The 24,739-nt window shown below is 68.6% G+C and carries 20 protein-coding genes and 11 pseudogenes; 17 read left to right on the plus strand and 14 right to left on the minus strand.

Going from position 1 to position 24,739, the window contains the following annotated elements; translation table 11 throughout:
* A pseudogene (locus ACS04_RS39960) lies at window positions 1-104 on the minus strand (alpha/beta hydrolase); the annotation flags it as partial.
* A 103-nt stretch (window positions 105-207) separates the two neighbouring features.
* Here ACS04_RS39960 and ACS04_RS40580 point away from each other — a divergent pair.
* A pseudogene (locus ACS04_RS40580) lies at window positions 208-309 on the plus strand (CGNR zinc finger domain-containing protein); the annotation flags it as partial.
* A 98-nt stretch (window positions 310-407) separates the two neighbouring features.
* Here ACS04_RS40580 and ACS04_RS40585 read toward each other — a convergent pair.
* Window positions 408-464, minus strand: a pseudogene (locus ACS04_RS40585) (hypothetical protein); the annotation flags it as partial.
* A gap of 232 nt (window positions 465-696) precedes the next feature.
* Here ACS04_RS40585 and ACS04_RS37220 point away from each other — a divergent pair.
* Window positions 697-1,134: pseudogene (locus tag ACS04_RS37220) on the plus strand (class I SAM-dependent methyltransferase); the annotation flags it as partial.
* Window positions 1,135-1,503: 369 nt separating this feature from the next.
* On the plus strand, window positions 1,504-1,968 hold the full coding sequence (locus ACS04_RS35685; protein ID WP_158977837.1) for a VCBS repeat-containing protein: 465 nt from the start codon (window positions 1,504-1,506) through the stop codon (window positions 1,966-1,968).
* A gap of 254 nt (window positions 1,969-2,222) precedes the next feature.
* Here the strand turns inward: ACS04_RS35685 and ACS04_RS34995 are convergent, their stop codons facing one another.
* Window positions 2,223-3,218, minus strand: coding sequence for a poly-gamma-glutamate hydrolase family protein (locus tag ACS04_RS34995; protein ID WP_048480889.1), 996 nt, complete (start codon window positions 3,216-3,218; stop codon window positions 2,223-2,225).
* 1,705 nt (window positions 3,219-4,923) lie between these two features.
* Here ACS04_RS34995 and ACS04_RS38825 point away from each other — a divergent pair.
* Window positions 4,924-5,250 (plus strand): hypothetical protein, encoded by a 327-nt coding sequence (locus ACS04_RS38825; RefSeq protein ID WP_048480891.1) that lies wholly within the window; start codon window positions 4,924-4,926, stop codon window positions 5,248-5,250.
* 313 nt (window positions 5,251-5,563) lie between these two features.
* On the opposite strand, the pseudogene ACS04_RS37230 reads toward ACS04_RS38825, so the two are convergent.
* Window positions 5,564-6,276: pseudogene (locus ACS04_RS37230) on the minus strand (IS110 family transposase); the annotation flags it as partial.
* Window positions 6,277-6,799: 523 nt separating this feature from the next.
* On the opposite strand from ACS04_RS37230, the gene ACS04_RS35010 reads away from it, so the two are divergent.
* Together ACS04_RS35010 and ACS04_RS35020 are read left to right on the plus strand one after the other, a co-directional pair.
* The gene (locus ACS04_RS35010) at window positions 6,800-7,324 is read left to right on the plus strand and encodes a DUF4142 domain-containing protein (RefSeq protein WP_078865663.1); all 525 of its coding nucleotides are present in this window, start codon (window positions 6,800-6,802) and stop codon (window positions 7,322-7,324) included.
* Window positions 7,325-8,029: 705 nt separating this feature from the next.
* Window positions 8,030-8,506: an SPW repeat protein gene (locus ACS04_RS35020; RefSeq protein ID WP_209441842.1), complete on the plus strand. Its 477-nt coding sequence runs from the start codon at window positions 8,030-8,032 to the stop codon at window positions 8,504-8,506.
* A 356-nt stretch (window positions 8,507-8,862) separates the two neighbouring features.
* Here the strand turns inward: ACS04_RS35020 and ACS04_RS35025 are convergent, their stop codons facing one another.
* Together ACS04_RS35025 and ACS04_RS35030 are read right to left on the minus strand one after the other, a co-directional pair.
* Window positions 8,863-9,552, minus strand: a complete 690-nt coding sequence (locus ACS04_RS35025; protein WP_048480946.1) for an HAD family hydrolase — start codon at window positions 9,550-9,552, stop codon at window positions 8,863-8,865.
* A 23-nt stretch (window positions 9,553-9,575) separates the two neighbouring features.
* Window positions 9,576-10,829 carry an IS256 family transposase gene (locus ACS04_RS35030; RefSeq protein ID WP_078865664.1) on the minus strand — a complete coding sequence of 418 codons (1,254 nt, stop codon included), beginning with the start codon at window positions 10,827-10,829 and terminating at the stop codon, window positions 9,576-9,578.
* 783 nt (window positions 10,830-11,612) lie between these two features.
* Between ACS04_RS35030 and ACS04_RS35035 the strand changes: the two genes are divergently transcribed.
* The 3 genes and pseudogenes from ACS04_RS35035 to ACS04_RS35045 all read left to right on the plus strand — a co-directional run.
* Window positions 11,613-12,080, plus strand: coding sequence for a lamin tail domain-containing protein (locus ACS04_RS35035; protein ID WP_048480893.1), 468 nt, complete (start codon window positions 11,613-11,615; stop codon window positions 12,078-12,080).
* 278 nt (window positions 12,081-12,358) lie between these two features.
* Window positions 12,359-12,628, plus strand: coding sequence for a hypothetical protein (locus tag ACS04_RS39105; protein ID WP_053081129.1), 270 nt, complete (start codon window positions 12,359-12,361; stop codon window positions 12,626-12,628).
* 33 nt (window positions 12,629-12,661) lie between these two features.
* Window positions 12,662-12,946 (plus strand): annotated as a pseudogene (locus tag ACS04_RS35045) (polysaccharide deacetylase family protein); the annotation flags it as partial.
* An 18-nt stretch (window positions 12,947-12,964) separates the two neighbouring features.
* Here the strand turns inward: ACS04_RS35045 and ACS04_RS35050 are convergent.
* Window positions 12,965-13,594: a TetR/AcrR family transcriptional regulator gene (locus ACS04_RS35050; protein ID WP_048480894.1), complete on the minus strand. Its 630-nt coding sequence runs from the start codon at window positions 13,592-13,594 to the stop codon at window positions 12,965-12,967.
* A 100-nt stretch (window positions 13,595-13,694) separates the two neighbouring features.
* On the opposite strand from ACS04_RS35050, the gene ACS04_RS35055 reads away from it, so the two are divergent.
* Window positions 13,695-14,738 carry an aldo/keto reductase gene (locus tag ACS04_RS35055; RefSeq protein WP_048480895.1) on the plus strand — a complete coding sequence of 348 codons (1,044 nt, stop codon included), beginning with the start codon at window positions 13,695-13,697 and terminating at the stop codon, window positions 14,736-14,738.
* A gap of 16 nt (window positions 14,739-14,754) precedes the next feature.
* Here ACS04_RS35055 and ACS04_RS35060 read toward each other — a convergent pair whose 3' ends face one another.
* Window positions 14,755-15,174, minus strand: a complete 420-nt coding sequence (locus ACS04_RS35060; protein WP_158977843.1) for a hypothetical protein — start codon at window positions 15,172-15,174, stop codon at window positions 14,755-14,757.
* An 84-nt stretch (window positions 15,175-15,258) separates the two neighbouring features.
* Here ACS04_RS35060 and ACS04_RS37235 point away from each other — a divergent pair, with 84 nt between their 5' ends.
* Window positions 15,259-15,768: a hypothetical protein gene (locus tag ACS04_RS37235; protein ID WP_078865665.1), complete on the plus strand. Its 510-nt coding sequence runs from the start codon at window positions 15,259-15,261 to the stop codon at window positions 15,766-15,768.
* A gap of 291 nt (window positions 15,769-16,059) precedes the next feature.
* Window positions 16,060-17,015: pseudogene (locus ACS04_RS39110) on the plus strand (site-specific integrase).
* A 49-nt stretch (window positions 17,016-17,064) separates the two neighbouring features.
* On the opposite strand, the gene ACS04_RS35075 reads toward ACS04_RS39110, so the two are convergent.
* On the minus strand, window positions 17,065-18,243 hold the full coding sequence (locus ACS04_RS35075) for a barstar family protein (RefSeq protein ID WP_245236704.1): 1,179 nt from the start codon (window positions 18,241-18,243) through the stop codon (window positions 17,065-17,067).
* A gap of 88 nt (window positions 18,244-18,331) precedes the next feature.
* Window positions 18,332-19,004, minus strand: a pseudogene (locus ACS04_RS38005) (Tn3 family transposase); the annotation flags it as partial.
* 123 nt (window positions 19,005-19,127) lie between these two features.
* Here ACS04_RS38005 and ACS04_RS35085 point away from each other — a divergent pair.
* Window positions 19,128-19,610, plus strand: a complete 483-nt coding sequence (locus ACS04_RS35085; RefSeq protein WP_048480952.1) for a WapI family immunity protein — start codon at window positions 19,128-19,130, stop codon at window positions 19,608-19,610.
* On the opposite strand, the gene ACS04_RS35690 is transcribed toward ACS04_RS35085, so the two are convergent.
* Both ACS04_RS35690 and ACS04_RS40590 read right to left on the minus strand, forming a co-directional pair.
* Window positions 19,611-20,021, minus strand: a complete 411-nt coding sequence (locus ACS04_RS35690) for a hypothetical protein (RefSeq protein ID WP_053081132.1) — start codon at window positions 20,019-20,021, stop codon at window positions 19,611-19,613.
* A 40-nt stretch (window positions 20,022-20,061) separates the two neighbouring features.
* Window positions 20,062-20,523: pseudogene (locus ACS04_RS40590) on the minus strand (hypothetical protein); the annotation flags it as partial.
* Window positions 20,524-21,272: 749 nt separating this feature from the next.
* On the opposite strand from ACS04_RS40590, the gene ACS04_RS35095 reads away from it, so the two are divergent.
* From ACS04_RS35095 to ACS04_RS35105, 3 genes are all read left to right on the plus strand, one after another.
* Window positions 21,273-21,473: a hypothetical protein gene (locus ACS04_RS35095; protein ID WP_048480897.1), complete on the plus strand. Its 201-nt coding sequence runs from the start codon at window positions 21,273-21,275 to the stop codon at window positions 21,471-21,473.
* Entirely contained in the window at window positions 21,470-21,883 is a 414-nt protein-coding gene (locus ACS04_RS35100) for a hypothetical protein (protein WP_048480898.1), read from the plus strand. The genes ACS04_RS35095 and ACS04_RS35100 overlap by 4 nt, the downstream gene beginning before the upstream one ends.
* 325 nt (window positions 21,884-22,208) lie before the next feature.
* On the plus strand, window positions 22,209-22,616 hold the full coding sequence (locus tag ACS04_RS35105; RefSeq protein WP_245236707.1) for a hypothetical protein: 408 nt from the start codon (window positions 22,209-22,211) through the stop codon (window positions 22,614-22,616).
* Window positions 22,617-22,643: 27 nt separating this feature from the next.
* Here the strand turns inward: ACS04_RS35105 and ACS04_RS35110 are convergent.
* Window positions 22,644-23,300: pseudogene (locus tag ACS04_RS35110) on the minus strand (transposase); the annotation flags it as partial.
* Between the two features lie 61 nt (window positions 23,301-23,361).
* On the opposite strand from ACS04_RS35110, the gene ACS04_RS35115 reads away from it, so the two are divergent.
* Window positions 23,362-23,721 (plus strand): hypothetical protein, encoded by a 360-nt coding sequence (locus tag ACS04_RS35115; protein WP_048480900.1) that lies wholly within the window; start codon window positions 23,362-23,364, stop codon window positions 23,719-23,721.
* Window positions 23,722-23,725: 4 nt separating this feature from the next.
* Here the strand turns inward: ACS04_RS35115 and ACS04_RS35120 are convergent.
* Window positions 23,726-24,601, minus strand: a pseudogene (locus ACS04_RS35120) (IS5 family transposase).
* Window positions 24,602-24,739 lie beyond the last annotated feature (138 nt).

The raw sequence follows: 24,739 nt of genomic DNA on the forward strand, positions 1-24,739 counted from the left end.
AAGCCGTGCAGCAGGACGACCGCGGGAGCGTCGGAGGGTCCTGCTTCGCGGTAGAAGATCTCGTGACCTTCGACGAGGGCGGTCCGGTGGCGCACCGAGTTCATACCTAACCCCTCAAGGCATCTGGTGTGGTTAGTTCCACGTCATGCAAGCACGCGACGAGCTAACCTGTCAAACACGTCAAGAGGGTTAGGTGGGAGGGATGCTCTGGATACGCTGCTGGACCTGATCAACAGCCGGCCACTGGTCGACGGCAAGGAACGGGATGCGCTCGCCGACCCTCGGCTGCGGCCTACGGGACATGGAGGGGTCGCCTTGCGCTGGGCGGGTCGGGAGTCCGAGCACCGTTCGCGGGTTGGGGGAAACGCGTGGTGGCAACGTGCCCTTTCGTGGTTGCCGCAGACGACCGTCGAGCACCAGCGGGCGCGGTTGGCGCGGCTTCGGTCGAGGAGGAACAGCGGCACTCGGCGTTGGCGCAGGGGCGGGTGCCGGCCGGGCAGTTGCTTTTCGATACACGGTTCTGGGCACCTTCAGCGTCGGGATCGGCAGCCACACCGTCGAGGACCTTGAGCGCCTCCCAAAGGCCGCCGACGTCCGCGTCGCCCGGGGCGGCCAGGCGCAGGCCGGCGCCTGGCCGCCCCACAGCGGTGAAACTCGGTAGCTCTTCGGGGTTCGGCTCCGCATACGTTCGGCCGCCTGGCTGACGACTGCTTCGGGCATCCACGACTCGCCGCGTTCTACGATCTGCTCGACCCCGACCGCAGTGATCTCGATGTATACCTTCGGATGACAGATGAGTTCGGGGCGGGCCAGGTTCTGGACATCGGCTGCGGCACCGGGGTGTTCGCACTTCTCTTGGCCGACCGCGGGCTCGACGTCGTTGGCATCGATCCCGCCCAGGCATCCGTCGACGTCGCCCGGGCCAAACCCGGCAGTGAGCGAGTGCGCTGGATCTGCGGTGACGCCACAGCCCTCCCGTCACTGCAGGTCGGCCTCACGAGGATGACATCGAACGTCGCCCAGGCCATCATTGATCCGGACACCTGGCGGAAGAAGCTGAAGGGAGCCTACCAAGCAGCCCACCGCAGGCGAGCGCTGACTGTTGCCAGCTACGGCCCCACCGCTACCACGTGGCGCGGCTCCACCCCCCACAAGGCCCCAGTTCACGGTGGCCGGCCACAAGCCCCGTCTGACCGATGTCCGCACCACCGGTGACTTCAACAACGACGGCCGCGAGGACATCGCAGTCGTCACCGACTACGGCGACCCATCGCCCTGTACGGTCGAGCGGACGGCACCTTCGAGTACGGCAGGCTCCTGTTTGCCTCCAGCGGCGGCTGGAGGATTGTCACCAAACTCATCGACGGTGACTTCAACGGTGATGGCCACATCGACCTCGCCGCGATCTGGAGCAACGGGTCGATCAACTTCTACGCCGGTGACAGCAAGGGATATGTCACCCCCTACAAGCGGATGTGGCCCGACTCCTCGAGCTGGACCACCATGGCCGATGTGGCTCGCTTCCGCTACGACGCCTCCGGTCGCGACGGTCTGCTCGCGGTGTGGCCCAACGGCGACCTCTACGCCTACCAGACCGACGCCGTTGGCCTGATGAACACCACCAAGCGCAAGTTGTGGTCCGACAGCTCACGGGAGAGCGTGCTGCGTGTGACGCCTGGGGACTTCAGCAAGGACGGCCGCGACGACATGATCGGCGTCATGAACGGCGGTAGCCTCTACCGCTGGGACGGTAAGGCCTCCAACGGCCTCAACCCGCTGGTCAAGATCTGGCCCGACACCAGATGGACCGGGATCAAGATCATGAGTGGAGATGTCGACGGGGCCGGAAAGACCGACCTGCTCGGCTGGTGGGGCCAGAACCTAAATCTCTCAAGGGCAATGGAAACGGCACCATCACCACAGGTACGAGCGCCTGGCCCTCCGTCAGCTGACACCTGTCCTCCGTGATGAGGCTGTGGGGTGCCGCTGCGGTAGCACACCCCACAGCCTCTGGGGCCGGATCTCACGCCTCTCCGACCCCTGCCGCTCATGCGTACGAGGCCCCGCCGTCGAATGGGCAACAGGTACCCGGGCCGGGCCCGGTAGAGGAAGCGCCGGACAGCAGCGAACGAAGGTCGCCGGCGAAGCCGACACAAAGACACGGACGCGATGATGCCCGCCGGTGCGTGCTGCAGGCATGGGCAGGCGCGACGTCTGGTTTCCTAGGGGCGAACGGACTCGGCGCCAATACGGGCTGGAGGCGCGGCCTTCGCCAGGCCGAGTTCGTGGACGTCGATGGCGTCGCGGACGGCGTTCGTGAAGCCATTCCAGAAGTGGGCCTCGTTCTTCGTTGTGACACCGTTGCCGGTTCCAGCGGTGGCTCGGCGGTTCTCCGCGCCGTCGAACGTGCCGAACATCGCCCGTCTCAGTTCGGTGGACAGCTCGAGCTGGGCGCCGGCTCCGGTGCGTGTGCGGTTGACGAAGTTTTGGACGTCATCCCCGTTGATCCTGGAGTTGGGCGCGGCGATGGTCACTGCCACGGACAGGTCGGGGTTGTCGGCGCGGAGTTTGAGACCGTGCTGGTCGAAGGCCCAGGCGAGGTTGTTCATCAGCCGCCGATCGCGGCCGCCGATGAGAATCTGCTTCTGCTCGGGGATCGTGTTCTTCGGGTCTTCCTTGGGGTTGAACCCGTGGAGGGAGACGGCGTACAGGTTGTTGGCGCAGACGGCCAGGGCCGCCGGGTCGTCACAGTTGGTGGAGGTCACATGAAGCGCGTTGTCGCTGATGAGTGCCTCGAACATCCAGTAGTCCCGCGGAACGAGTCCCTGAACGGCGGCGGGCATCGTGGCGCTTGGGCCTTCCTTGTGGGAGTAGCCGGCGATGGCCAGGCACAGTTCGCTCGTCCCTGCCTCGATGGCGCCGCCGTGCGGGGCCAGGATCGCCGTGCTGCGGACGGCCATGCTTGAGGGTTTGAGATTGTCACCGAGCTCGGGCTGACCGCCACAACGGAAGCGCCGCACCCAGGCAGTCCCCTCCTTGAACTCACCGCTGGTGTAGAGGTCGGTGTTCGACGAGAAACGCTCGGGGGCCGAAGGGGCGGTCGGGTCTTCCGCGGCGATCGCCCTGCTGCCGTTGCCGGCCAGGTCGCTGAGCAGAGGCAAGGTGGCGATCGTGGCTGCCGCAGAGGTCAGCACACTACGCCGACTGGTGAGATTCATGCGGTGATCATCACCGATGAGCCAGAGAATGAGAAGCAGGGGGCTCCCTCACCTGCAGCCGACTGGGCCGCAAGCGCCCCCTCGTCGTCCACGGCCAGGGCACCCCACTCACCGTCTCGCTGACCGGCGGCAACCGCGACGACATCAGCCGGCTGATACCCCTGCCTAAGAAGATCCGTCAGTGGCGGGCCTGAGCGTGCAGGCAGAGCATGGAGGCGCCGCTTTCACGGGACACCGGGCGTCATCGCCGCCTTGGTGGGCTCGTTGGGCGAGTGCCCAGGAGTCGAGCGCCGAGGGGTGTGCCCTACTCTCCACTGTCATGGACATGGATCATGCTGCAAGGGCCGGAAGTACGGCGGCCTTGGGCACCGCCCGCTTCGAGTACGCCGCACACGCGACGGACTACGACGCGGCGCTCCGGCGGTTCAGTTGGGGGACCTGGCCGGGGCGGGGCTTGTGCGTGTGTGGGTGTGGCATCTGGGCTGGGGAGGAGTCGTCCTGGTGGGGGTGACGGCCGTGGTGGCCTCGCTCTGGATTCGGCAGTGGCATCGCAGGCTTCGGATGAAGGAGCTGCATGCGAGCGACGCCGCCCTCGGAACCATCACGACCACGCTCACCGACGACGGAATACGCAGCAGGTTCCGATGACGGCGATCCGGGGGAGGCCGACGGGTGGCGTGGCTACCCCTGGTGGTTCGAGACCCCGGATCTCTTCGTGCTCACGGGCAGCATGGGCTACTTCTTCGTGCTCCCCAAACGCGGCGCCCCCTCACCCGATGACCTCGCCGTGGCACGTGCCCTGTTTACGAAGCACCTGCGGCGCATCTGACAGCGGCGCGCCCTCACATGGGACGAGCGCTCGACCCCGGCCCGTGTTGTGGTCCGAGCCTCTGCCGAATCCGGGTGGCAGCCCGCCGCGTGACCCTATGTGAAGACCTTTCGCCTGGCTGCCGGGCTTGCCAGTCTCGCCGGTACGCGCCTGGGCCCCGGCCCGGGGGAAGGGGTCGGGGCCAGGGCGCGCGGCCGCGTGCAGGCATTCAGTGGCGGAAGGCGTCCTTGACGTCTTCCTTGGCCTGTCGGGCGTTGCCCTTGGCCTGCTCGGCGGTGGCCTTGGTCTTTTCCATGCCCGACATCGGGACCTCCTCGTGTAGTACCGGATTGGTCGTGACCGCTCGCCTGCTCCCGATCGACAACCGCAGACACCCGCCGATGGGGCAAACCAATTGCTCCACGCCGCGGAGGCGGTCGCTGCTGCCCGCCCGCAGGGATAAGAACCGGGTTAAAAATCGAGCGCATGACCGTCGTGGCGGCGGCCACCCGCCGCTGCGGAAGCTGTGGTGGGTCGCGATCGCGGTCCTCGTCCTGTGGCTGATCGGCTTCGTAGCCCGCCCGAAGGGCAACAGCGGCCGCTGGTAGCCGGGCACTCCCGGCACGACATCATGGTGGGCCGCTCACCCCTCCGGGTGAGTGCTTTCCGTGAGGGAATGTGCGGGCATAGCCGGGTCGGCCGTCGCGATGCGGCAGGAAACCTGCTCACCTTCAAATCCAAAGGACTGGGTTCGCTGTCAAGCGCCTCGATTGGATGACAGCGGACAATGGGACCCTTGGCTCTATTCCCGGGTTGTGAAGCCCGGCCGGTCCGGGACCACCCGATGAAGAACTGGGGCGGTGCGGAGTGACGATCGGAAACGAGAGGCCCCGAACGATGATCGAGATCGTCCCCGGGAATCCGGCGAGCCGCGAGCCCTGGCGCAACCTGCTGCCCGTGGTCGAGCTGCTGCTCGCGCACGGCAACCGGTACGTGGCGGGTCGCGAGGGCTTCCTCGTGGACCCGCGCGGCGGCGGCGCGGAATGCGCGCTGGAGCTGCCCCTGGACTTCGACCTGCTCGAGGCCGAAGTGAACTTCCCCCACACGGTGGACGCCGGTCGCGAAGGGGACGGCATCCTGGACCGCGGGACGTGGTGCATGATCTCGGGCCCGGGCGAGCGCGCGAGCAGGTTCGTCATGCCCAGGCGCCTGGACCTGGAGTAACGGACACCACCGCCAGCGGGCACGGCCCCTGAGCAACGCCAAGAGATGCCGTCCGGTCGCGAGACCGGGCGGGATCGGCGTTCGGGGCGGGCCGCGGCGCGGACGGCGGGCCGGGGGCGTGTGAGCGGCTCGCCTGCGCGGGATCGTCGCCGGGGCGGCAGACGGAGTCGTGCTGTGCGGCCTCGCCCTCGCCGCCCTGGGGCTGCGAGGCGGTGACGGTGCCGACTGAGGCTTCTCTCCTGCGGCCGGGGTGCGGGGCGCGCCCCGGGTGCGCTGTCGGGCCAGGACGGGATCGGCATCGAGGGCTTGCTGGTGGTGCCCGGGCCGGGAACGATGATGGTCTGTTCGTCGAGGGCGTCGAAGACGTCGTCGATCAGCCGCTGAGCCATCCGCGGAGCCCTGGGTCGAACCAGCTCGACGAGCCTGCTTCGGCCGGCCTTGCGCAGGGCGGTCGGGGATCCGTAGCGCTCGAGGAGCCAGGGGATGGCCGGGTGGTCCAGCCGGGAGCCCAGGACCCGCTCGAGGCTGGGGTGGAATTGGGTGAGCGGGCCGCGTATCCAGTTGCTGGTGCGGGTCGCTTCGGCCGCGAGGTCTTGGTCGAAGCCGGTCAGCACCGTGAGCTCGGCAGTGATCTCGTCGGTCAGTTCCAGCGAACGCAGGACATGGGGCCATCGTCCGGGCCGCGTCCGCGATCACCGCGGCGTCCTTCGCGTCGGTTTTCGCCTCTGCGGGGTAGAGGTCGGCGATCCGCCGCATCGCGAGTGCGGGCAGGTAGGCGACCTCGCAGCCCGCGTCGCGGGCGACCGTCAAAAGCAGAAACCCGATCGAGGCGGGCTGGTCCACGATCACTAGGACGGTGCCGAACTTGGCCTTGAGCTTGTCGAACACGGTCCGCAGCTTCGGCTCGCTGTTGGCCATCGGCTTGTCGAAGACCTTCTTTCCGGCCAAGGTCAGCCCATGGCCGTGGTGAGCGGTCTTGCCGACGTCCATCCCGAGGACGACGCCTATGCTTCCGGTGTCTGACATCGCACCCTTCGCAGGTTTGACCGTGGCGGCCTCGGCGGTGGCACCGTGCTCGCGCATCCACGTCATGCAGACCTGCCGCCCGCGAACTGCCCGGCATTGCGCCGGGCCGGGCGGTGGCCTGGTCTCTCATCAGCGTCTCCGACGGCACCTGCCGGACCCGGTGACACCACCCCCCACGTCATCCGATCGACAGAGGGGACACAGTCATACCGGGCCCGGAGGCCAGCGGCCCCGTCGCAGGACCGCGAAAAACATAAGGGGGGCGAAGTGGAGGTTGAGGGTGCTGCTCGCAATGCTGCGGGAGGCGTGAAGCGAGTCACGGACCGACTTCGAGACCCTGTTCGGGCTCTCCGCCGCTGCTCTCGCTGGGCGCCCTCCTGCACGGGCGGGTCCCGTGTGCGTGCGGTCCGGTGGTGCATGGTTTCGCTGGTGTTGAGGTGGACAGCCGCCGATCGTGCCGCCCCGCGGCGACCGGGGTCGAAGGCTTCTCCGGGCCGCTGACGGCGGCGCGCTGGTGGCAGACATGAGCATGAGCAGGTGGAGCACGGTAACGCTGACAGCGGCAGCGGTTGTTGGGCTGGGCGTGCTGCCGGTGATGGCGGCGCCGAGTCCGGGCACTGCGGATGCGGCATTCGTGCAAACGGCGCACCAGGGCAACCTGCCGGAGATCACGGCGGGGCATGACGCGCAGAAGAACGGCCAGGACACGTGCGTCAAGGACGCCGGCGCCATCCTGGTACGCGATCACACCAAACTGGACGCGGATCTGTCCCAGCTGGCCGCCAAGGGCAAGATCCAGCTTCCCGATGCTCCCTCCCCCGAACAGCAGGCCGCCTCGAACCAGGTCAAGACCATGGCCGGCTCGTCGGGGTATGACAAGGCCTGGTTGGCCGCGCAGGAGGACGCCCACACCAAGACGCTTGCATCGATCGACAAGCAGATCAGCCAAGGCAAGGACGCCGACACCACCGCTGCGGCCCGCAAGGCCCGCCCCGTGGTGGCGATGCACCTCGAAATGGTTCGCGGCGGCACCTGCCACACGATGTAGCCGGCGCTCCCGAACAAGGGACCAAAGGGAAGAACCACCCGATGGATCGTGTCTCATGGGGTACACGGGTCGGCATGGCACCGAAGAATGATCACCTCATGTCCTTGCGGGCCGTACGCGAGCTGCGCCGGGTCCGCTCCTTCTACACGGCGGGTGTCCTGCTGTGGGCGTCCGCGGCACTCTGGTCGGGGTGCGCTCGTCCCGGGAGTCGGCAGATGTGGGCCTGCGCTCTCCTCCTGGCGGTCTTCACGGGCCTGCTCGCCACCACTTCCCTCTGGCTGTCCCGTCTCCAGCCCACTCGTAGCCATGAGCCGGCCCGTCAAACCGAGCATCGGCGGCCCCCCGTGCCACGCCACGCGAGCGCCTGAACCCCGATCCCGTATCCGGCCGGGCCTGCCTGCAGGCCCGGCCGTTTTTGCGGGGAGGGCATGCGGGGCTTCCTTATCGACGAGGACGGCTGACCCAGGCCCCAGACAACGCTCCCCCTGCCGCACCCGTGCCAGGGGGATCCGCACGGGGGAATCGCGGTGCGTGTCGGCACCCCTTGCGGGGTGCGCGGCGTGTCGCAGGGGCTTCAGGAGCCCGGGGGTCCACAGCCTCCGTTGGAGAGCACTAAATCTCTCGTTAATTCCCTTTACTGGCTGTTTATGGCGTCTTTATGGGTAGGCGGGGGGTGGAACGTCTTCCCTTGTTGTGGAGGTCATCATGGCGTCAATGCACCGTGCTCCGATCGAGGAGCACCCGGATCTGGTGGAACTCCGGGCCCGGCATGACCGCGCGGCGGCGACTCCGCGCGCGCTGATGGTCGAGGCCCTGGCCTTGTTGGCGGGTCTCTACCTGGCCGCGTCTCCCTGGATCGCCGGTTTCAACGGCTCAGTCACTCTGGCCGTCACCAACCTCATCTGCGGCATCGCCTACATGCTGCTCCTCGGCGGTCTCGGCAATTCCTACGAGCGCACGCATTCCATGGCCTGGGCCGCGGCCGCCATCGGTGTCTGGACCTGTGTGGCACCGTGGGTCGTCACCGGTGATGTCGCCCAGACCCGCTCGATCACCAGCAACCTGATTGTGGGCGTGATCGCTACTCTCCTCGCCCTGGCGGCCGCCTCGGGGGCCCGGGACCGGGATGCCCGACGTGACCTCGGCGCCCAGCCGTACCGCTCCATGCCCGGCAACCACTGACACCACGCAGACTTCGGCTTGCTCTTCCGGACAGTTGGCAGCGCCGGCACATACAGCCCTCCGTCTCTGCGTCCGTCCCTGCGTCCGAGTGGTAGCCGGGGCGACGTCGTGGAGTCTCAGTGGAGGATTTCGGGGAGAGGGCCCCGGCGCTGTCAGCCTGGGACGGGGCCGTTCGCTGTCACACATCGCCGCCTGCCCCCCGGGGCAGCACCCCCGGCCGCAATTGCCCATCAGGAAGCCTGCCCTCTGACAGGGTCCTGAACGAGCTCCATCGGCTCGCCATCGGCTCCACCGGCTTTGGCCGGCCGCCATCTGCTCCTGTCCATCGTCGCCGGCCGCCCGTCGTGGAGCAATTATCAAATCTTGTGGGTAGGCAGTGCCCGGTGGAGAGTTGGCTGCCGTTCGGCGATGAGGTTCGGCAGCTGGTGCATGTCGTAGAAGACGATGGTGTTGTGGCCTTCGAGGCGTTCGGCTGGGGTGAGCCCGCCGGCGTAGCCGAAGGCTGGCATGCCGGCCGCGCGGGCAGCGTGGACGCCGGGCTGGCTGTCCTCGACTACCACGCAGGCTTCGGGATCGACGCCCATCTGCTGGGCGGCGTGCAGGAACAGGTCGGGGGCGGGCTTGCCGCGGGAGACTTCAGTGGAACTGTAGATGCGGCCTGCGAAGCGTTCGTACAGCCCGGTGCGGCCCAGGGTGTGCCGCATCTTGTCGTGGGAGCCGCTGGAAGCGACGCATGTCGGCAAAGTGAGCGCGTCGAGTGCTTCCGGCAAGCCGTCGACCGGGGCAAGCTCGGCGTCCACGGCCTCCCGGTGGAGCTGCTCGAACCTCTCCGACCAGATCGCGGCCGTGTCCGGGCCGAGCCGGGCGGCGACCTGATCGTGGATGGCGGCGTGTGAGCGCCCGATGAACCGGTCCACGACCTCGTCCTCGGTCAGCGGCCACCCAAGCTCGGCTCCGAGGGCGACCTGGACACGAGCGGCGATGCGCTCGCTGTCGACCAACACTCCGTCGCAGTCGAATATGACGAGTTCAATGGGCTTGATCATTCCCGCAGCATAGGCCCTGCTGTTCACGCTGCGGCGGTCTCCTCACGTTCGACCAAGACGCCGTTCTTGAACTTGGCGCCGGAGCGGACCAGGGCTACGAGGGAGGCTCCGGTGATCGCCCGCCAGCGTTCCTGGGCGGACTCGACCAGCTTGAACACCATCGCCAACGCGGCCGCCGGGCTGCCGGCTCCGCGGGTGACCTTGGTCCGCAGCTTGACCGTGGAGAACGTCGACTCGATGGGGTTCGTGGTCCGCAGGTGGATCCAGTGCTCGGCCGGGAAGTCGTAGAACGCGAGCAACTCCTCCCGATCGTCGGTGATCTTTGCGACGGCCTTGGGCCACTTCGTGCCGTAGGTGCGAGCGAACTCTTGGATTGCCTTCTCTGCGTGGGCGCGGTCCTGGGCGTTGTAGATCTCCTGCAGTGCCTTCGTCGCGCCAGGCTGCGCGGACTTCGGAAGACAGTTCGTCACATTTCGGGCCTTGTGGACCCAGCGGCGCTGGTGCCGGGCGGTAGGAAAGACCTCGCCGAGAGCCTTCCAGAGCCCCATCGCGCCGTCGCCGACGACCAACTCGGGGTCGTGCATTCCGCGGCGGCGGCAGTCGCGCAGCAGGTCGGCCCACGACTCGGCGGACTCGCGCAGGCCTTCCGCGAGCGCGATCAGCTCCTTGGTTCCGTCCAATCGCACGCCGAGCAGGACCAGCACGCAGCTGTGTGCCTGGCCGAGCCTCACCTTGGGGTGCACGCCGTCGGCCCACACGTAGACGTAGTCGCGGTCGGACAGGTCGCGGTCCTGGAAAGTGGAGTGGTCGTCCTGCCACTGCCTGGTCAGCCGGGTCACCGTCGCGGGCGAGAGGCCGGCCGTGCCGCCGAGGAACTGCTCCAGGGCCGGGACGAAGTCACCGGACGACAGTCCGTGCAGGTAGAGCAGCGGCAGCACCTCGGAGATCTTCGGCGACTTGCGGCACCACGGGGCCAAGATCTTCGAGGAGAACCGCTTGCGCTCGCCGGTGGCCTCGTCGACACGACGGTCGTTGACCCGCGGGGCCGTCACCTCCACCGGTCCCGCCGCAGTTACCACGGTGCGGGGCCGGTGGTGGCCGTTGCGGACCACCAGGCGGTGCCCGCGCTCGTCTCGCTCGGATGCCAACTCGGCTACGTACTGGTTGACTTCCGCCTCCAGGGCCGCGGCGAGCATCCGGCGAGCGCCCTCGCGGACGATCTCGTCTATCAGGGAGCCGGACTCGATGCCGCCGTCGGCGTTCACTACGCTCAGCACGGGCGTACCTTCCCGGCCCTCGCTGGAACGCGGGCCTACTCGGTGACTGGTCGATCAATCACCCGGGAAGGTACGCCCTCCGCGTCCTCGCCCGGGGCTGATCCACAGGTCTTGAGCATTGCTCCGCCGTCTTCACTGAGAAGACGGCGGGCCTCTCCTGTTGCCACATGCGCGCACCCGACGAGGCTCGGCTTGCTCAGGCGGCCGCGGTGTTCGGGCCGCTCTCCCACTCCACGCGGCTGAGTCTGCTGGGGCTCCGAGCTCAGGACGAGTCATTTGCCTGTGGGGAAGATCGTTCCGCTGAAACCCCGCAGTGCCCTCCGAGGCGAGGCGACCACCTCTTCCGCCCGCTCACGCTCGGCCGCCCCGACTGGCCCTCCCGTCCGGTCGAGGCCTTCCTCGATTCGGGCATTCGTGCATATCTGGATGTGAGTGCGAAGAATTCCGCAGAACGGTTGCTACTGGCCCAACTCGGCCGACTGGGTGATGCGGGGGAGGGGCGCTCTGGATAGTGCGCCGGAGCGTGCCATTCCGGAAAGCGGTTGGTGGTGCGGGTGGGTGTAACGGTCAGTGAATGTCAGGGCCACGCCTGCCGGTATCCGTGTGGTGTGCAGGCGAGTGTGACGGAAATGTCCGTGCCCGGTAACCGGTGTCTGCGGGGGTGCGGTGGGGGTCTTGTCGGGTCGAGAGTGTGGCCCTCGGCTCACTCCGGGCCGCGAATTTCGCACCGCTTCTCCAGTCTGTTTCGGCTGGTGGGGCGCTGTTCTTGAGGGAGCGTCATTCATGGCTTCTGCTTCTTCCGTCCGTCGTATCGCCGCCACCGTCCTGGCCGCCGGAGCAGTCGTCGGCGCGGCCGCGCTGCCGGCAGCCGCCCAGGACCACGGACACCACCAGCAGCGGCCGCGGGTGGAGATCAGCCGCATCCAGGCCGACAGCCCCGGACGGGATGACCACTCCAACCGTTCCCTGAACGCCGAGTGGGTGGAGATCACCAACACCACCCGCGACGCGATCAACCTCCGCGGCTGGACCCTGCGCGACAGCGATGGCAACCGCTACCGCTTCGACAACGTCCGCATCAACGGCCGCGCCACCCTCCGCATCCACACCGGATCCGGCCACAACACCCGCACCGACCTCTTCCAGAACAGCCGCGACTACATCTGGGACAACCGTGCCGACACCGCCACGCTGCGCGATGACCGCGGCCGCACCGTCGACACCGAGTCCTGGGGTCGGCGCCACCACTGACCCCGCAGGGGGCCAGGTGCTGAGGGCCGCCTGGACGGCGGGCGGCCCCCTGCCACCGGGCCCGCAAGCACGGGACCGCCGAGCAGCTGGCGAGCGCGGGCCGCCACCCCTGACCGGGTGGCGGCCCGCACAGTCGTACGCTGCCCCGTTGGCAGGCGCGCGGCGCCCTTGGGTGCGGGGGTGAAGTGTCGTTTCGCCGGTGAACGTGGCGCTCCGCCCGGGTGGATCAGCACCGCGAGCCTGTTGCCGGCGGTGCGGGGGCCGGTACAACCGGCCTCATGATGATCATGATGCGGGCCGTCGTCGCGGCCGCCGCTCTCGCGCTGTCCCTGCCCGTCACCGCGGCGCACGCCGCCGACCAGTCGGCGGCCGCCCTGCAGGTCCTTCCGATGGGTGTCGCGGTCTCCGCGCTCCCCCTCGCGGTTGAGGACCGTACCGGCTACCAGCGCACGAGCTTCAGGCACTGGAACGCGGGCGAGATCCCGGCCGACGGTTGCAACACCCGCGCGGAGGTGCTGCTGTCTCGGTCGGCGAAGAACACCATGTAGAAGCTGGACGGCATGCTGATGGCCGCCGTGAACTACTACCGGGCGCCGGGCGGTGCCTTCACCTCTGACAGCCGTGCGATAGCCGCTGCGAGCGGGATGCGGCCGCTGGGCTGGAGCGTGGATCCCCGGGACTGGAGTCGCCCGGGCCTGCCGGCGATCGTCGCCGCCGTGGAGGGCAAGCTGCCCCGGCGGCCCACCGTGCTCTTCCACGACGGCGGGGGCGACCGCAGTGAGACGGTCGCCGCGCTCAAGGTGTACCTGCCCTGGCTGGCCAAGCAGGGCTACAGCTTCACCGTCCTGGCCCTCACCACCCCGTAGGGCGGCCGGGCCCGGGACTCACGTCCCGGCCTTCCGTACGTACGCCCCAGCCGCCGCGGCCGCCGCCGCGGCGTGCGCGGCGCGGTCGGCGGCGGCCTCGTCGAGCGGGAGCGCGGTGGTCAGGAGCCGGTAGTAGAGCGGGGCGGACGTCGCGCGGATCACCTCGCGCGCATCGGTGCCCCCGGGCACCTCTCCGCGGGCGGCGGCCTGCTCCACGCACGGCGCCCACTCCTCGACGCGGGCCGTGTAGAAGCCGTACAGGGCCTCCGCCGCCTTCGGGTCGGATCCGGCCGCCGCGATCACCGCCTTGAACAGGGCCCCCTGCCGGGGGTCGGCCAGCGTGCGCTGCACCAGTCGGGCGTTGGCCGTCAGGTCCCCGAGCAGCGAGCCCGTCTCCGTGCGCGGCACGGACTGCTGTGCCATGTCCAGCAGCAGGTCGGTCACGAGCCCGGTGGCCGTGCCCCAGCGGCGGTAGACGGTCGTCTTCCCGACCTCCGCGCGGCGCGCGATGTCGGCCAGGTCGAGATGGGCGAAGCCCTGCTCGGCCAGCACGTCCGCGGCGGCGCTCAGCACGGCCGCCCGCACCCGCGCCGTCCGCCCTCCGGGCCGGGTGGTCCCCGGATCGGATTCGCCTTCCGTGTACTCCATAACGGGACTCCAGTTCCATTAACTCGCGCACCTTGCTAGGCTCGGCCCATCTTAACGGAACCGCAGCCCCGTTAGTGGGGTGTGTGAGAGGGGATTCGTCATGGAGTACAGGCGACTGGGTGCGTCGGGGCTTCAGGTTCCGGCGCTCAGCTTCGGCGCCGGCACCTTCGGCGGCCGCGGACCGCTTTTCGGGGCCTGGGGCAGCACCGGGTTGGAGGAGGCGCGCCGCCTCGTGGACATCTGCATCGACGCCGGGATCACCTTGTTCGACACCGCGGACGTCTATTCCGACGGCGCGTCCGAGGAGGTGCTCGGAGCCGCTCTCCAGGGCCGCCGCGACCGGGTGCTCATCTCCACCAAGGCCGGCCTGCCCACGAGCGACGCCCCGGGGGACGCGGGTACCTCGCGCTCCCGCCTGATCACCTCCGTCGACACGGCGCTGCGCCGCCTCGGCACGGACCGCATCGACCTCTTCCAGCTGCACGCCTTCGACGCGGGAACGCCCGTGGAAGAGGTGCTCTCCACGCTGGACGACCTGGTCCGGGCCGGGAAGATCCGTCACCTCGGCGTCTCCAACTTCTCCGGCTGGCAGGCGATGAAATCCCTCGCCGCCGCCGACCGCCGCGGCCGGGAGCGCTACGTCGCCCACCAGGTCTACTACTCCCTCATCGGCCGTGACTACGAGTGGGAGCTGATGCCGCTCGGCCTCGACCAGGGGCTCGGTGCGATGGTCTGGAGCCCCCTCGGCTGGGGACGGCTCACCGGCAGGATCCGGCGGGGCCGTCCGCTGCCCGCCGGCAGCAGGCTGCACGACACCGCCGACTTCGCGCCGCCCGTGGACGACGAACACCTCTACCGCGTGGTCGACGCCCTGGACGAGATAGCACGGGAGACCGGGAGGGCGATCCCGCAGATCGCCCTCCGCTGGCTGTTGCAGCGGCCGACCGTCTCCTCCGTCATCATCGGCGCCCGCAACGAGGAGCAACTGCGCCAGAACCTGGGGGCCGTGGGCTGGGAGCTCGCCCCGGAGCAGATGGCACGGCTCGACGAGGCCAGCGCCCGCCCGGCCCCCTACCCCTACTTCCCCTACCACCGCCAGCCGGGGTTCGCCCGCCTCAACCCTCCCATGGTCCCGGCTCGTTGATCGCCGTCGGGCGTCGTCAGCTGCCGCGGACGGCCCTGAGCAGGCGGACGCATCGGGTGCTCATGTCCCGGGCCGACTGGTCGGGGTGGGCGATCCACCAGCCCATCAGGGCGCTGACGGTGCCCGTCCACAGGTGCTTGAGGGCATCGGCGTCGAGGGGGTCGTCGTTGCCCAGTCCGCTCAGCAGCGCTGCGGTGCCCGTCGCGGCGAGTCCGTCGACGGCCTCGCGGTGCCGCTGGGCGGCCAGGCGCAGTTCGGATGCGGGCGGCAGGGTCCTGTCGTAGAGGACGAACCAGGCGTGACGACATTCTTCGAGGGCCGTGAAGAGTTCGGCGAGGACCGCGTGGGGGAGCCGCTCGTCGTCTGCGGCCGGTCCGGCGACCATCGCCGCGTCGATGGCCGCAATGACGCGGGCGGTGTTACGTGGACTCCGCACGAGCGCTACTGGAACAGGCCGCTGAACAGCGGCTTCGATGAAATCTGCTCGACCGAGACGCACCCTGAAGGGAATCATGGGCGGGTGACGTCGACCGAAGCAGCAGCAAGCGCCCTACAGGACCATGCCACCCTCTGGAGCGTGGGAGAAGGCCGTGCGAGCGATGTCGTCGATGCCGCCTGTGATGCGCTCGTCGCCGGACTCGACACCCCCGGACTTCGAATCCTTGCCGCCTGCACACGCGCCGAGGCGGACTATGACGTCCACGATCTGCTTCCCGCGGCACTCGATGAACTCGGCCTCACCTTCTACTCGGTGGCCGGCGATGCCGGCCAAGAAGCCGCCGCCCGAGCCCTCGCACGGCGCATGCTCGCCGGCGAACTGACACCTGGGGAGTTCACCTTCCGGATCCACCGGCGCTATGGACATGAGCTGCCCCTGACTGAGCGGCTCGCCGAACTCGATGACGAGTACGACGTCCTCGAATACGGCGACAGAACCGTGGACCAGGTCGACGCCGAGGTCACCGCCGAAGCCCGCCGCCTCGCAGCCCACCCCCACGTTCCCGCCGAACCCACGGAGACCCCCAGCTGATGCACACGGACCGACCCTCGGGTTCCTGCTAAACAGGCTTCAGTTTCTCTGAACCCACGGGGCTCTCGGGGGACGAGGAACATCGGAACGAAAACCGGCGCTATGCCCTCATCCTCCCTGGTAAGTGGCTGACGGGTCGCCGGCGGCGGGACCGGTCTGAAGTCGTCCCGCAGATAACGCCCTATTATCTGTGGCATCACTCAGCGCGACCTGCGGCGATCCCTTCCCCACGCTGCGTGAAGCGTCCCTGTTATTTGCGGCAAGGGAGAAGCGGTGCCGACCGTCGTCTAACTGTCGACCGGGAAGGCGGTGACCGTCCGGACGGCGGCCGACCTGTTCCTCAACTTTCTCGACAACCCGAACACCGTTCGGAACTACGGCATCGCCGTCTCGAAGGCCGCCGAGCGCTTGGGCGAGAGCCGACCGTTCGCCTCGCTGGAGGACGATGAGGTCGGCGAGGTGCTGGAGCTGTTGTAGGGCAGCTCGGCGGTGAACACCTGGAACGCCCGCCGCGGCGCGGTGCTGTCCTGGACCGGCTGGTGCGCGGAGCGCGGGTACGACGGGTCGAGGGTTCCGGCTTGGGCGAAGCGGCTGCCGCCGCCGGACTCGGAGACCCGGGTGCGCTCGAAGCTGGCGATCGACCGGCCGATCGCCCGCCGGGACGTCCACCTGCGGGAGAAGACACTGTGGCGGATGCTCTACGAGACGTGCGCCCGCTCGGAGGAGGTCTTGGACGTCAACATCGAGGACTTGGACTTGGCTGGCCGCCGCTGCCCGGTGAAGGCGAAGGGCGCCCAGCCGAAGGTCCGCCGCCGCGGAGGCGCCCGCGAAGACTACGTGTTGGAGACGGTGTACTGGGACGCCGGTACCGCCCGACTGCTGCCTCGGCTGCTCAAGGGCCGCACTTGCGGGCCCGTGTTCGTGACCCACCGCCGTCCCGGCCCCGGCAAGGTGGTCAGCTCGCGCGACGTCTGCCCGGACACCGGGCTCGCCCGCCTCTCCTACGGGCAGGCCCGCGCATTGCTGGACGAGCACACCGCGGTGCGCGGGCCGGGCACGGGCTGGGACCTGCACGAGTACCGCATTGCGGTCTGACCCATCTTGGTGAGGCCGGGGCCAGTCTGCTGATGCTGATGGCGAAGTCGCGGCACAAGAAGACGGAGAACGTCCGCCGCTACTTCAAGCCGTCTCCGGAGGCGATCGCCGAGGTGACCAGCCTGCTCGCGCCCGGCAACAGCAGGCGCTGAAGCCGCTCAGCCTGGCCAGGCGAGTCGTATTTGCTCGGGCGCCTGCGGCTCACCGGAGCACGACCGTGACGCCGCACCGTTCGAGGAGCCGCACGATGTCCTCGAAGTAGGAGAGCCCGTCCTCCGGATCCTCCACAACGTCCGCCAGCGCGCGGCGCGCGATCTCGGAGTCGTGCCAGGTCAAGGTGAGGGGAGGGGCCACTCCGAAGCCACCGCCCAGGCAGTCCTTGAACGCGTTCCACTCCCGGCCGAAGTAGCGGCCGGGCCCGAGCAGGGCCTCGGCGAGCGCGCAGTGCAGCCCGGGAACGTCCGTGACGAATCGGCCGTCGAGATGGTGCTCACCGCCGGACCGATCCGGCCGAGGCGCGGGCACCCGCCAGGCACGAGTGGCGAGGTCCAGCCACGCGGCCCTGCCCTGCGAGTCGTACGGCGCCCACAGGTTGGGCTCGGTAGGCGAGCCCTGATACCACTCCGCCCAGATCGGGCGGGCCGCCAGCGCTGGTCGATCGGTGCCGCCATCGGTGAGGGTTATGTCTTCCAGCCCATCGCCGAGCACAGACGGGCGTGCTTCGGTGATGTCCAGGCCCACGGTGCGCGAGGCCATCACAGCGCCATGGCGATCCAGCACCAGGAGATCGGCCCAGCCTCCTGTCCACCGGCGTGGTCGCTGAGTCCCTACGAGCAGTGGCTCCGTGGCCTCGCAGCCGATCAGTTCCATCGGGACGGGGGCCGGGTCCGCTCGCGGCTTGAACAGGCCGTCCACGGCGGAGCACCGGCCTGCACTGGCAGCAGCGACCGTCGTTCCCGCGAAAAGTTCGAAGTGCGGCGTCGCAGGCAAATCGAAGAAGCTCTCCTCGTTCCTGACGCCGGCGCCGAGCACGATGTCGTACCGTTCCGGATCGGTCGAGTGGGGCTGGTGGGCCACCACGACCGCATCGACGAGAGTCCACCACTGCACGGGCTGCTCGTCGTCCCAGACCTCGACGCACACGTCACCCAGACACCGTAGCGAGACGTCGGGCTCAACCAAGACCTCGCTTAGGAGACCGTCGGGGCGGCATCCGCGGAGGGTGAGGACCTCCCGTGGCGGCGGGACCGGGTCGACGAAAAATCCTTCGACACCCGCGCACCTCCCCCAAAGCTGTTCCACGCCATCTTCGTCCTCCTGAACCAGGAGGTACTTCACCGGAAAGCCCCGGTCCCACGTGGCGTGATCTGCGATGCGCACCCAACCCCCGAACATGTGAGCAACCTTCGCGCCTAAGATACGGACCCGCCTGGCCCGGGGAGGACGGAGGATGGTTGCTCGCCCCCGATCACCTCTCGTCGGCGGCGCTCAGATCGCGCAGAGGGCGCAATCCGCCAGGCAGTTCCGGCAGCTGGAACGAGTACCGGCCGAGCATGTTGACGTGGTGCCGCACGAAGGGGGAGAGCCTGGCGACGTCCTCTTCTCGGACACCGAAGCCGTCGGCGCGGAGCTGGGCGACGGCGGCATCGGTGTACCGGGTGTTGAAGAGGACCAGGGAGTTGAGGACCAGGCCGAGGGCGCCAATCTGGTCCTCCATGTCCGGCCCGACCGTAGAAGATCTTCCGGGCGAGCGCATGCCGGCCCTCTTGGAGGTTGGCCTGCACCTCGATCTGGCGACGGTAGCCAGGCTCGTCGGCCAGGCGCAGGATGTGCAACGACTTCGCGATCCGCCCGTAGTGCGCGATCGCGTCCCCGAGCGGGGTCGGGCGGCCGTCGCGGGAGAGCATCCGGATCACGTCGTAGGCGCGGACGGCGCCGGTGTGGATGGAGCCGATGATCCGCAGGATGTCCTCCCAGTGCCGTTCGATCCTGGCGAGGTCGACCCGGCCGCGGGCCGCGTCCTGGAAGGCGCCGTAGTCGGCGGCGCGGTCGATGCGCCACATCTTCTGGTCCAGCGGGTCGGCCAGCTGCGGCGCGTACGCGAACCCGGCCAGGGTCAAGAGGCCGAAGACGATGTCGCTGTTTATGTGGACAGTTCAAGTTGATCATCCTTCGGTGTGTCGAGTGCGTCGACGAGCTGGCCGGCGACCGCTCGGGCGGGGGCTGGACCCTGGAGCCGGGAGGGCCCGTGACATCCTGTGGCTGTGCTTTTGAGTGATCACGCGAGCAGTGTCGAGCTCCGCCTGCTGCGGTATCAGTTCCCCGAGGTCCGGGGTGACTCGTATGACGACAACTGGCTGGTCGTCGGTGGAACGGTGACGGCTCCCGAGGGCAGCTGGTCCTTTGCCGATCCGTGTCTGCTGACCGGTGAAGCCCGTGAGGTGTCCGGTTGGTTGCGCGCGGTGGCCGCGGGGATGGTGGCTGTGACCGGCCCTGATGCCGAAGGCTGGTTGGATCCGGACACGTGGTTCGTCGAGCCGGTTCTGGCCGTGAGCCTCGCCGATCGAAGCGACAGTGGGGCGGTGATTCGCATGCACCTGTCCTTGGAGGCGGCGCCCCCATGGCGGCAGGGTGATGACGGGGCGGACATCTACCAGTACGTCGTGGAGGTGCGGGTGGATACAGCTGCGCTGATTCACGCAGCTGACCAGTGGGACCTTGCTCTGGATTCCTTCCCGACTCGCTGATCAGCGGTGATCCTGCTCCGGGGGGTCTGTCGGGTAGTCGAGTGGCTGGTCGAGGTCGGTCAGGAGCTTCTCGATGCGACTGGCCGTGCAGTGGTGGCGTTCGACCTCGCGGGCCCAGCCCTGGTTGGCGGCGTCGGAGGCGAGGGCGTGCTCGACCTTGCGCCGTGCCCGTAGCCGCGGCGCGTATGCGGGTGTGGTGACGAACTTCGCGCAGGTCAGGTAGAGGTCGCACTCGCAGGGGCCTTCGGCCGGCAGCCGCAGGCAGTGGCCGAGTTCGAGTTCGGTCTTGAAGAAGTTGGTCTTCAGCCAGTCGACGGCCGCCTCGGGCAAAGCGCCGGACTTCAGCTCGTCGGCGGCGGGGCCGGCGATGCTGGCAGTCCCGGAGGACTTCCTGGTCGCTGATCTGTGCATAGACGAGCGCCATCGAGACGCTGGAGTGTCCGAGGACCTTCATGATCGTGTGGAGCTTGGCGCCGCGCTCGGCGAGCTGGGTGCCGACGGTGTGCCGGAACGATGGGCGGTGACGGTGCCGCGGCCGATGCCTCCTCGACCGCCGGGCTGGACCAGACCGACAGCCTTGCAGGCCGCCTGGATCGGGGTGTCGAACAGGTAGTACGTCGACAGCAGCTTGCCGTGCTGCATGAACAGGTAGCGCACCGGCCGCCCGGTCAGCTCGTCGGTGAAGGCTCGCTCCGGGCCGTTCTTGCGCAGGTCGATGACCTTCTGCAGGGCAGTGGCGGCATCTGCGTGCAGGGGGACTACGCGTTCCTTGTAGGTCTTGCGGGCGGGCAGCCGCAGCCGGGCGGTGCCGTCGGGGTAGCGGTCGAGGCAGTCGATGGGCAGTCGGCGGATCTCGTCCCGGCGGGCGCCGGACCAGCGGGCGACCAGCAGCGCGGCACGCTGGAAAGGACAGGCGATCTGCTCGACCACCGGCATCAACCGGTCCAGTTCGTTGTCAGGGATGAACCGCGGGACCTTGATCGGTGACTTCGGCGAGTCGCCGGGGCCGATCAGGCTGTGGCCGGGGACGCCGTCCCACTGCCACGCGGCGGTATCGCGGAAGAACTGCCCCAGACCGGAGGTCCGCTGGATCCGGGAGACGACGCCGAGGGGCTTGCCGGTCTGCTCAGTCGGTGTCTCGGCGATGTGCTGGAGCCAGCCCAGGCAGTGGTCGCGGGTCACACTAGCGAACGAGTCGATCTCGGGATGGTGTTCCCCGACCCAGTCCCCGAAGCGGCGGATAGCGAGCTCCAGCTTGTCCACGGTCGACGGACGGTCGGTCAGCCGGCGGGCGGCGAGCCACTTCTCCGCGACGGCCTGCATCTGCGGGGGCAGTACCAGCGGTGGCTTCCAGGACGGCATCAGCTTGCGGGGCTCCGTCGCGACCTGACCGCGGTGGTAGAGCACGACCTGCAGCTGGTGGAGGTGGGTGATCCAGTTCTTTGCGGCGCCCTCCAGATAGCGCTGCCGCGACGGGTAGAACCGCTCCAGGTCCGGGTGGTCGGCGAAGAACCGGATCGCCTGCAGGGCCTCGGCGATGTGGTCCTCGGTGATCGCGGTGACGTCGAAGATGCCGGTGTGCAGGGCGATGCGACTGACCGACCAGTGCATCGCCTGACGGGCCGAGGTATGGGTACCGGCCACCATCCGAAGGGGCATCCCATGGCAGAAACCGAGCACAGCCGCGCCCGCCGAGAGGCCCTGAAACTCTTCCCCCCAGCCCTCCTGGAACCCCCGCCGACCTGCGCCCGCTGCCGCCGCTACGCAGAACACCGCGACACCGCCACCGGCCCCTTGCGCGGCACCCTCGTCACCGACATGCAGGTCCTCATGCGCCGCTGCGCCCTGGCCGGGCACCCGTGACCGCCGCCCGCCGGTATGCGGTCGGCCAGGTGGTGTTCGACCGCGACCGCCAGGCCCACGGCCGCGTCGTCGGCCTTTACCCCTCGCCGCTGGTGGCGCGGCTGGTGGATACGGCCGTTTTCCAGTGGATCGCCCGCACCGTCGCCAGTGAGCCGGCCCCACCGCCACCGGCCGCCGCCCGCGACGCCGAAGCGGAGCGGGGCGTGGTTCCGGTCCCGGCGGGGCGGGTGCCGGTGGATGTACCGCCTACCGAACTGCCTGTCGGGGACCAGGTGCTGGCCGGTGGCCGTCTGGTCGCGATCACGGACCTGCGCTACCGCCACGGAGGCACCCGCACCATGATCCTGGCGGGCGGCCGCCTGGCCGTCGCCGAGCACACGGTACGCGTCTACCGCCCCCGTACCGGCTGACCCGCGCACGATGCCTCTGGCTTCAGGAGTGGTTTGTGATCTGGGCAGCGGGTTCACGTGTCTGTCCAGCTGGCGGCTCGTTGCGGGTGCATGCGTACTTGCAAGGCAGTTTTGATGACCACGACGCTGATGATGACGACGGTGGGGGTCGTGGCTCAGGCCAGCGCGACCACTGTCATCGGGTTCGGCAATGGCGCGAGTGACAATTCATGCGTCAATGACGGCGGGGGGGGGTGCCTCTATGTCTTTCGTCAAGGGTGTGGGCAGCTTCTGCCTGGGGTTCGATCTTCTTTGTGGGACATGAGACTGTCGTGTCGTGTCAGAGATGATGAGTGGGTTGGAGGCGGCCTTGGCTGAGGCGTCGTCTCCTTCGTGGACGCAACGTGTTCGTGCCGGGCGTGACCTTGCTTCCTTCGCTGATGTTCCTGAGGCTGGGGAAACGCTGGTGGGGCTGTTGCTGGACGTCGAGGACACGGCGGTGACCCGGCAGACGGCAGAGGCTCTCGCCCGGGTGGGGACGGTGGCCGCCATCAGGCTCATCGCTCTCGCGGTTGCCGCGGCGGACGACAACCAGGCCGACTGGCTGCAGACCGGGGTGCATGACGCGCTCGTGGGACCGGGCGACGCGCCGGACATCGCAGCGGCCTGCGGGAAGCTCGCCCTGGACCCGGCAGAAGCTGTCCGTCGGGGTGCCGCGGATATCTCGGCATGGGCAGACGACATAAAGCGTTGATCTGCGCCGATCTGCCTGTAGCCGGGTTCACGCAGCTGTCGCCTGGGGGACGCGGGGTTCATAGAAGGTGCCGTCTCGGAGCATGGCGAACAGGACGCTGATGCGTTGGCGGGCGAGGCGGAGGAGGGCTTGGGTGTGGGTCTTTCCGCGGTCGCGGCATTTGTCGTAGTAGGTGCGGGAGGCGGGGTCGTGCAGGGCTGCGAACGCGGAGAGGAACATCGCGCGTTTGAGCTGGCGGTTTCCGCCTCTGGGCGCGTGTTCGCCGTGGATCGAGGTCCCCGACTGCTTCGTGGCGGGGGCGAGGCCGGCGTAGGAGGCGAGGTGGGCGGCGGTGGGGAAGCCGGTGCCGTCGCCGACGGCGACCAGCAGCACGGCGGCGGTCCTGACCGCGATCCCCGGCATCGAGGTCAGGACCTGGGAAAGAGGGTGGTCGTCCAACAGGGCCTTGATTTGGGCCTCCAGGGCCCGGCGTTGTTCGTGGACGGCCGCGAGTGAGCGGGCCAGGGAGGGGATGACGACGTCCAGCGTGCCGGTCCCCGGAACCACGACGGTCTGCTCGTCCAGGGCGTCGAAGACTTCGTCGATCAGCCTCTGGGCCATGCGTGGGGCCTTGGGCCGGATCACCTCGACGAGTCTGCGGCGGCCGGCCTTGCGCAGGGCGGCCGGGGATCCGTGGCGTTCTAGGGCCTGTTGCGGAAGTGCACTGCTGGGCAGTTGAGTCCTACGGGTCGGTACAGTCGCGTGCATGCTGAAACCAGTGTTGCGTGTAGTTGAAGCGGGTGGTCGTACTGTGGACGATCCGACCGAGGAGGCTCTGCACGACCTGCTGTCTGAGATGAACCTGTCGCACCGGTTCGTGATCCTGGAAAGACTCGATCTGGAGCCTGTGGATCAGCACTACATGCAGGTGCACCTGAACGACGACCTCAGCTACCAGGTCGAGTACCGCGAAGGCAGCGCAGACAAGCACTACCAGGCCCACGTTCCAAGGCTCCATGAAGTGTTCGGCCCGGAAGAGTCGACCGCCAAGGTGATGATGGACTGGGCTCACGATCGACAGGGATGGCGGGAGGCGTTGCCGTGGACCCCGATGCCTTTTCAGTGAGGGGTTACAGCCATTCGTTGATCGCCGCGACCAGGACTGTCGCCTCGTAGCGGACCGCGAGCTTGTCGTAGCGCGTGGCGACAGCGCGGTGTCTCTTGAGGCGGTTGATCCCGCACTCGACCGCGTGACGCTGGCGGTAGTCGGCCGGGTCGAAGCGCGGCGGCCGGCCGCCGCGGGAGCCGAGCTTCTGGCGGTTGCGGGCCTGGTCGGCCTTGTCCGGGATGGTGCAGCGGATCCCGCGGCGGCGTAGGTAGGCGCGGTTACTGCGGGAGGCGTACGCCTTGTCGGCCCGCACACGGTCGGGGCGGACGCGTGGCCGGCCCGGACCGATACGGGGCACGCGGACCTTTGCCAGCACAGTTTCGAACTGCGGCGAGTCGCCGCGCTGCCCGGCCGTGATCACGATCGACATGGGCTTCTGACCCTGCTCGACGGCCAGGTGCAGCTTGGTGGTGAACCCGCCGCGCGAGCGACCCAGTCCGTGATCATCGGGTTCGGTGAACATGCCGCCTGGCGGTTCCTTCTGCAGGTCACCCTGCTTACGGGCCCCGGCCGCATGCTGATGGGCACGGCAGACCGTGGAGTCGATGCTCAGGTCCCACGCGATCCTCCCCTTCGCGTCGGCCAGGGACTGCAGTCGGGTGAAGACCTGATGCTAGGTGCCGTTCCGCTGCCACCGGCGGAACAGGTCGTAGACCCGGCTCCACGGTCCGTACTCGGCGGGCACGTCCCGCCACGGCACACCGGTCCGGACCCGGAACCGTATGCCGTCGATCAGCCGACGCCGGGGCCAGACAGGTGGCCGGCCCGCCTTGGTGCCCTTCGGCAATAACGGCTCCAGCACCGCCCACTGCTCGTCCGTGAGATCTCCTCGACCCATGAACCTTGATCATCCACAGCCCAAGATCCACTTTCGACACACGGCCTAGATGTATTGACCCGGAGGGTTGTTCACGCGGCTGATGGGCGGGTGGCCGTCGAGTGCGGTGTGGCAGCGGTGGTGGTTGTAGGTGTGGAG

Origin of the sequence: Streptomyces roseus (assembly GCF_001044425.1) — a bacterium.
GTDB lineage: Bacteria > Actinomycetota > Actinomycetes > Streptomycetales > Streptomycetaceae > Streptomyces > Streptomyces roseus.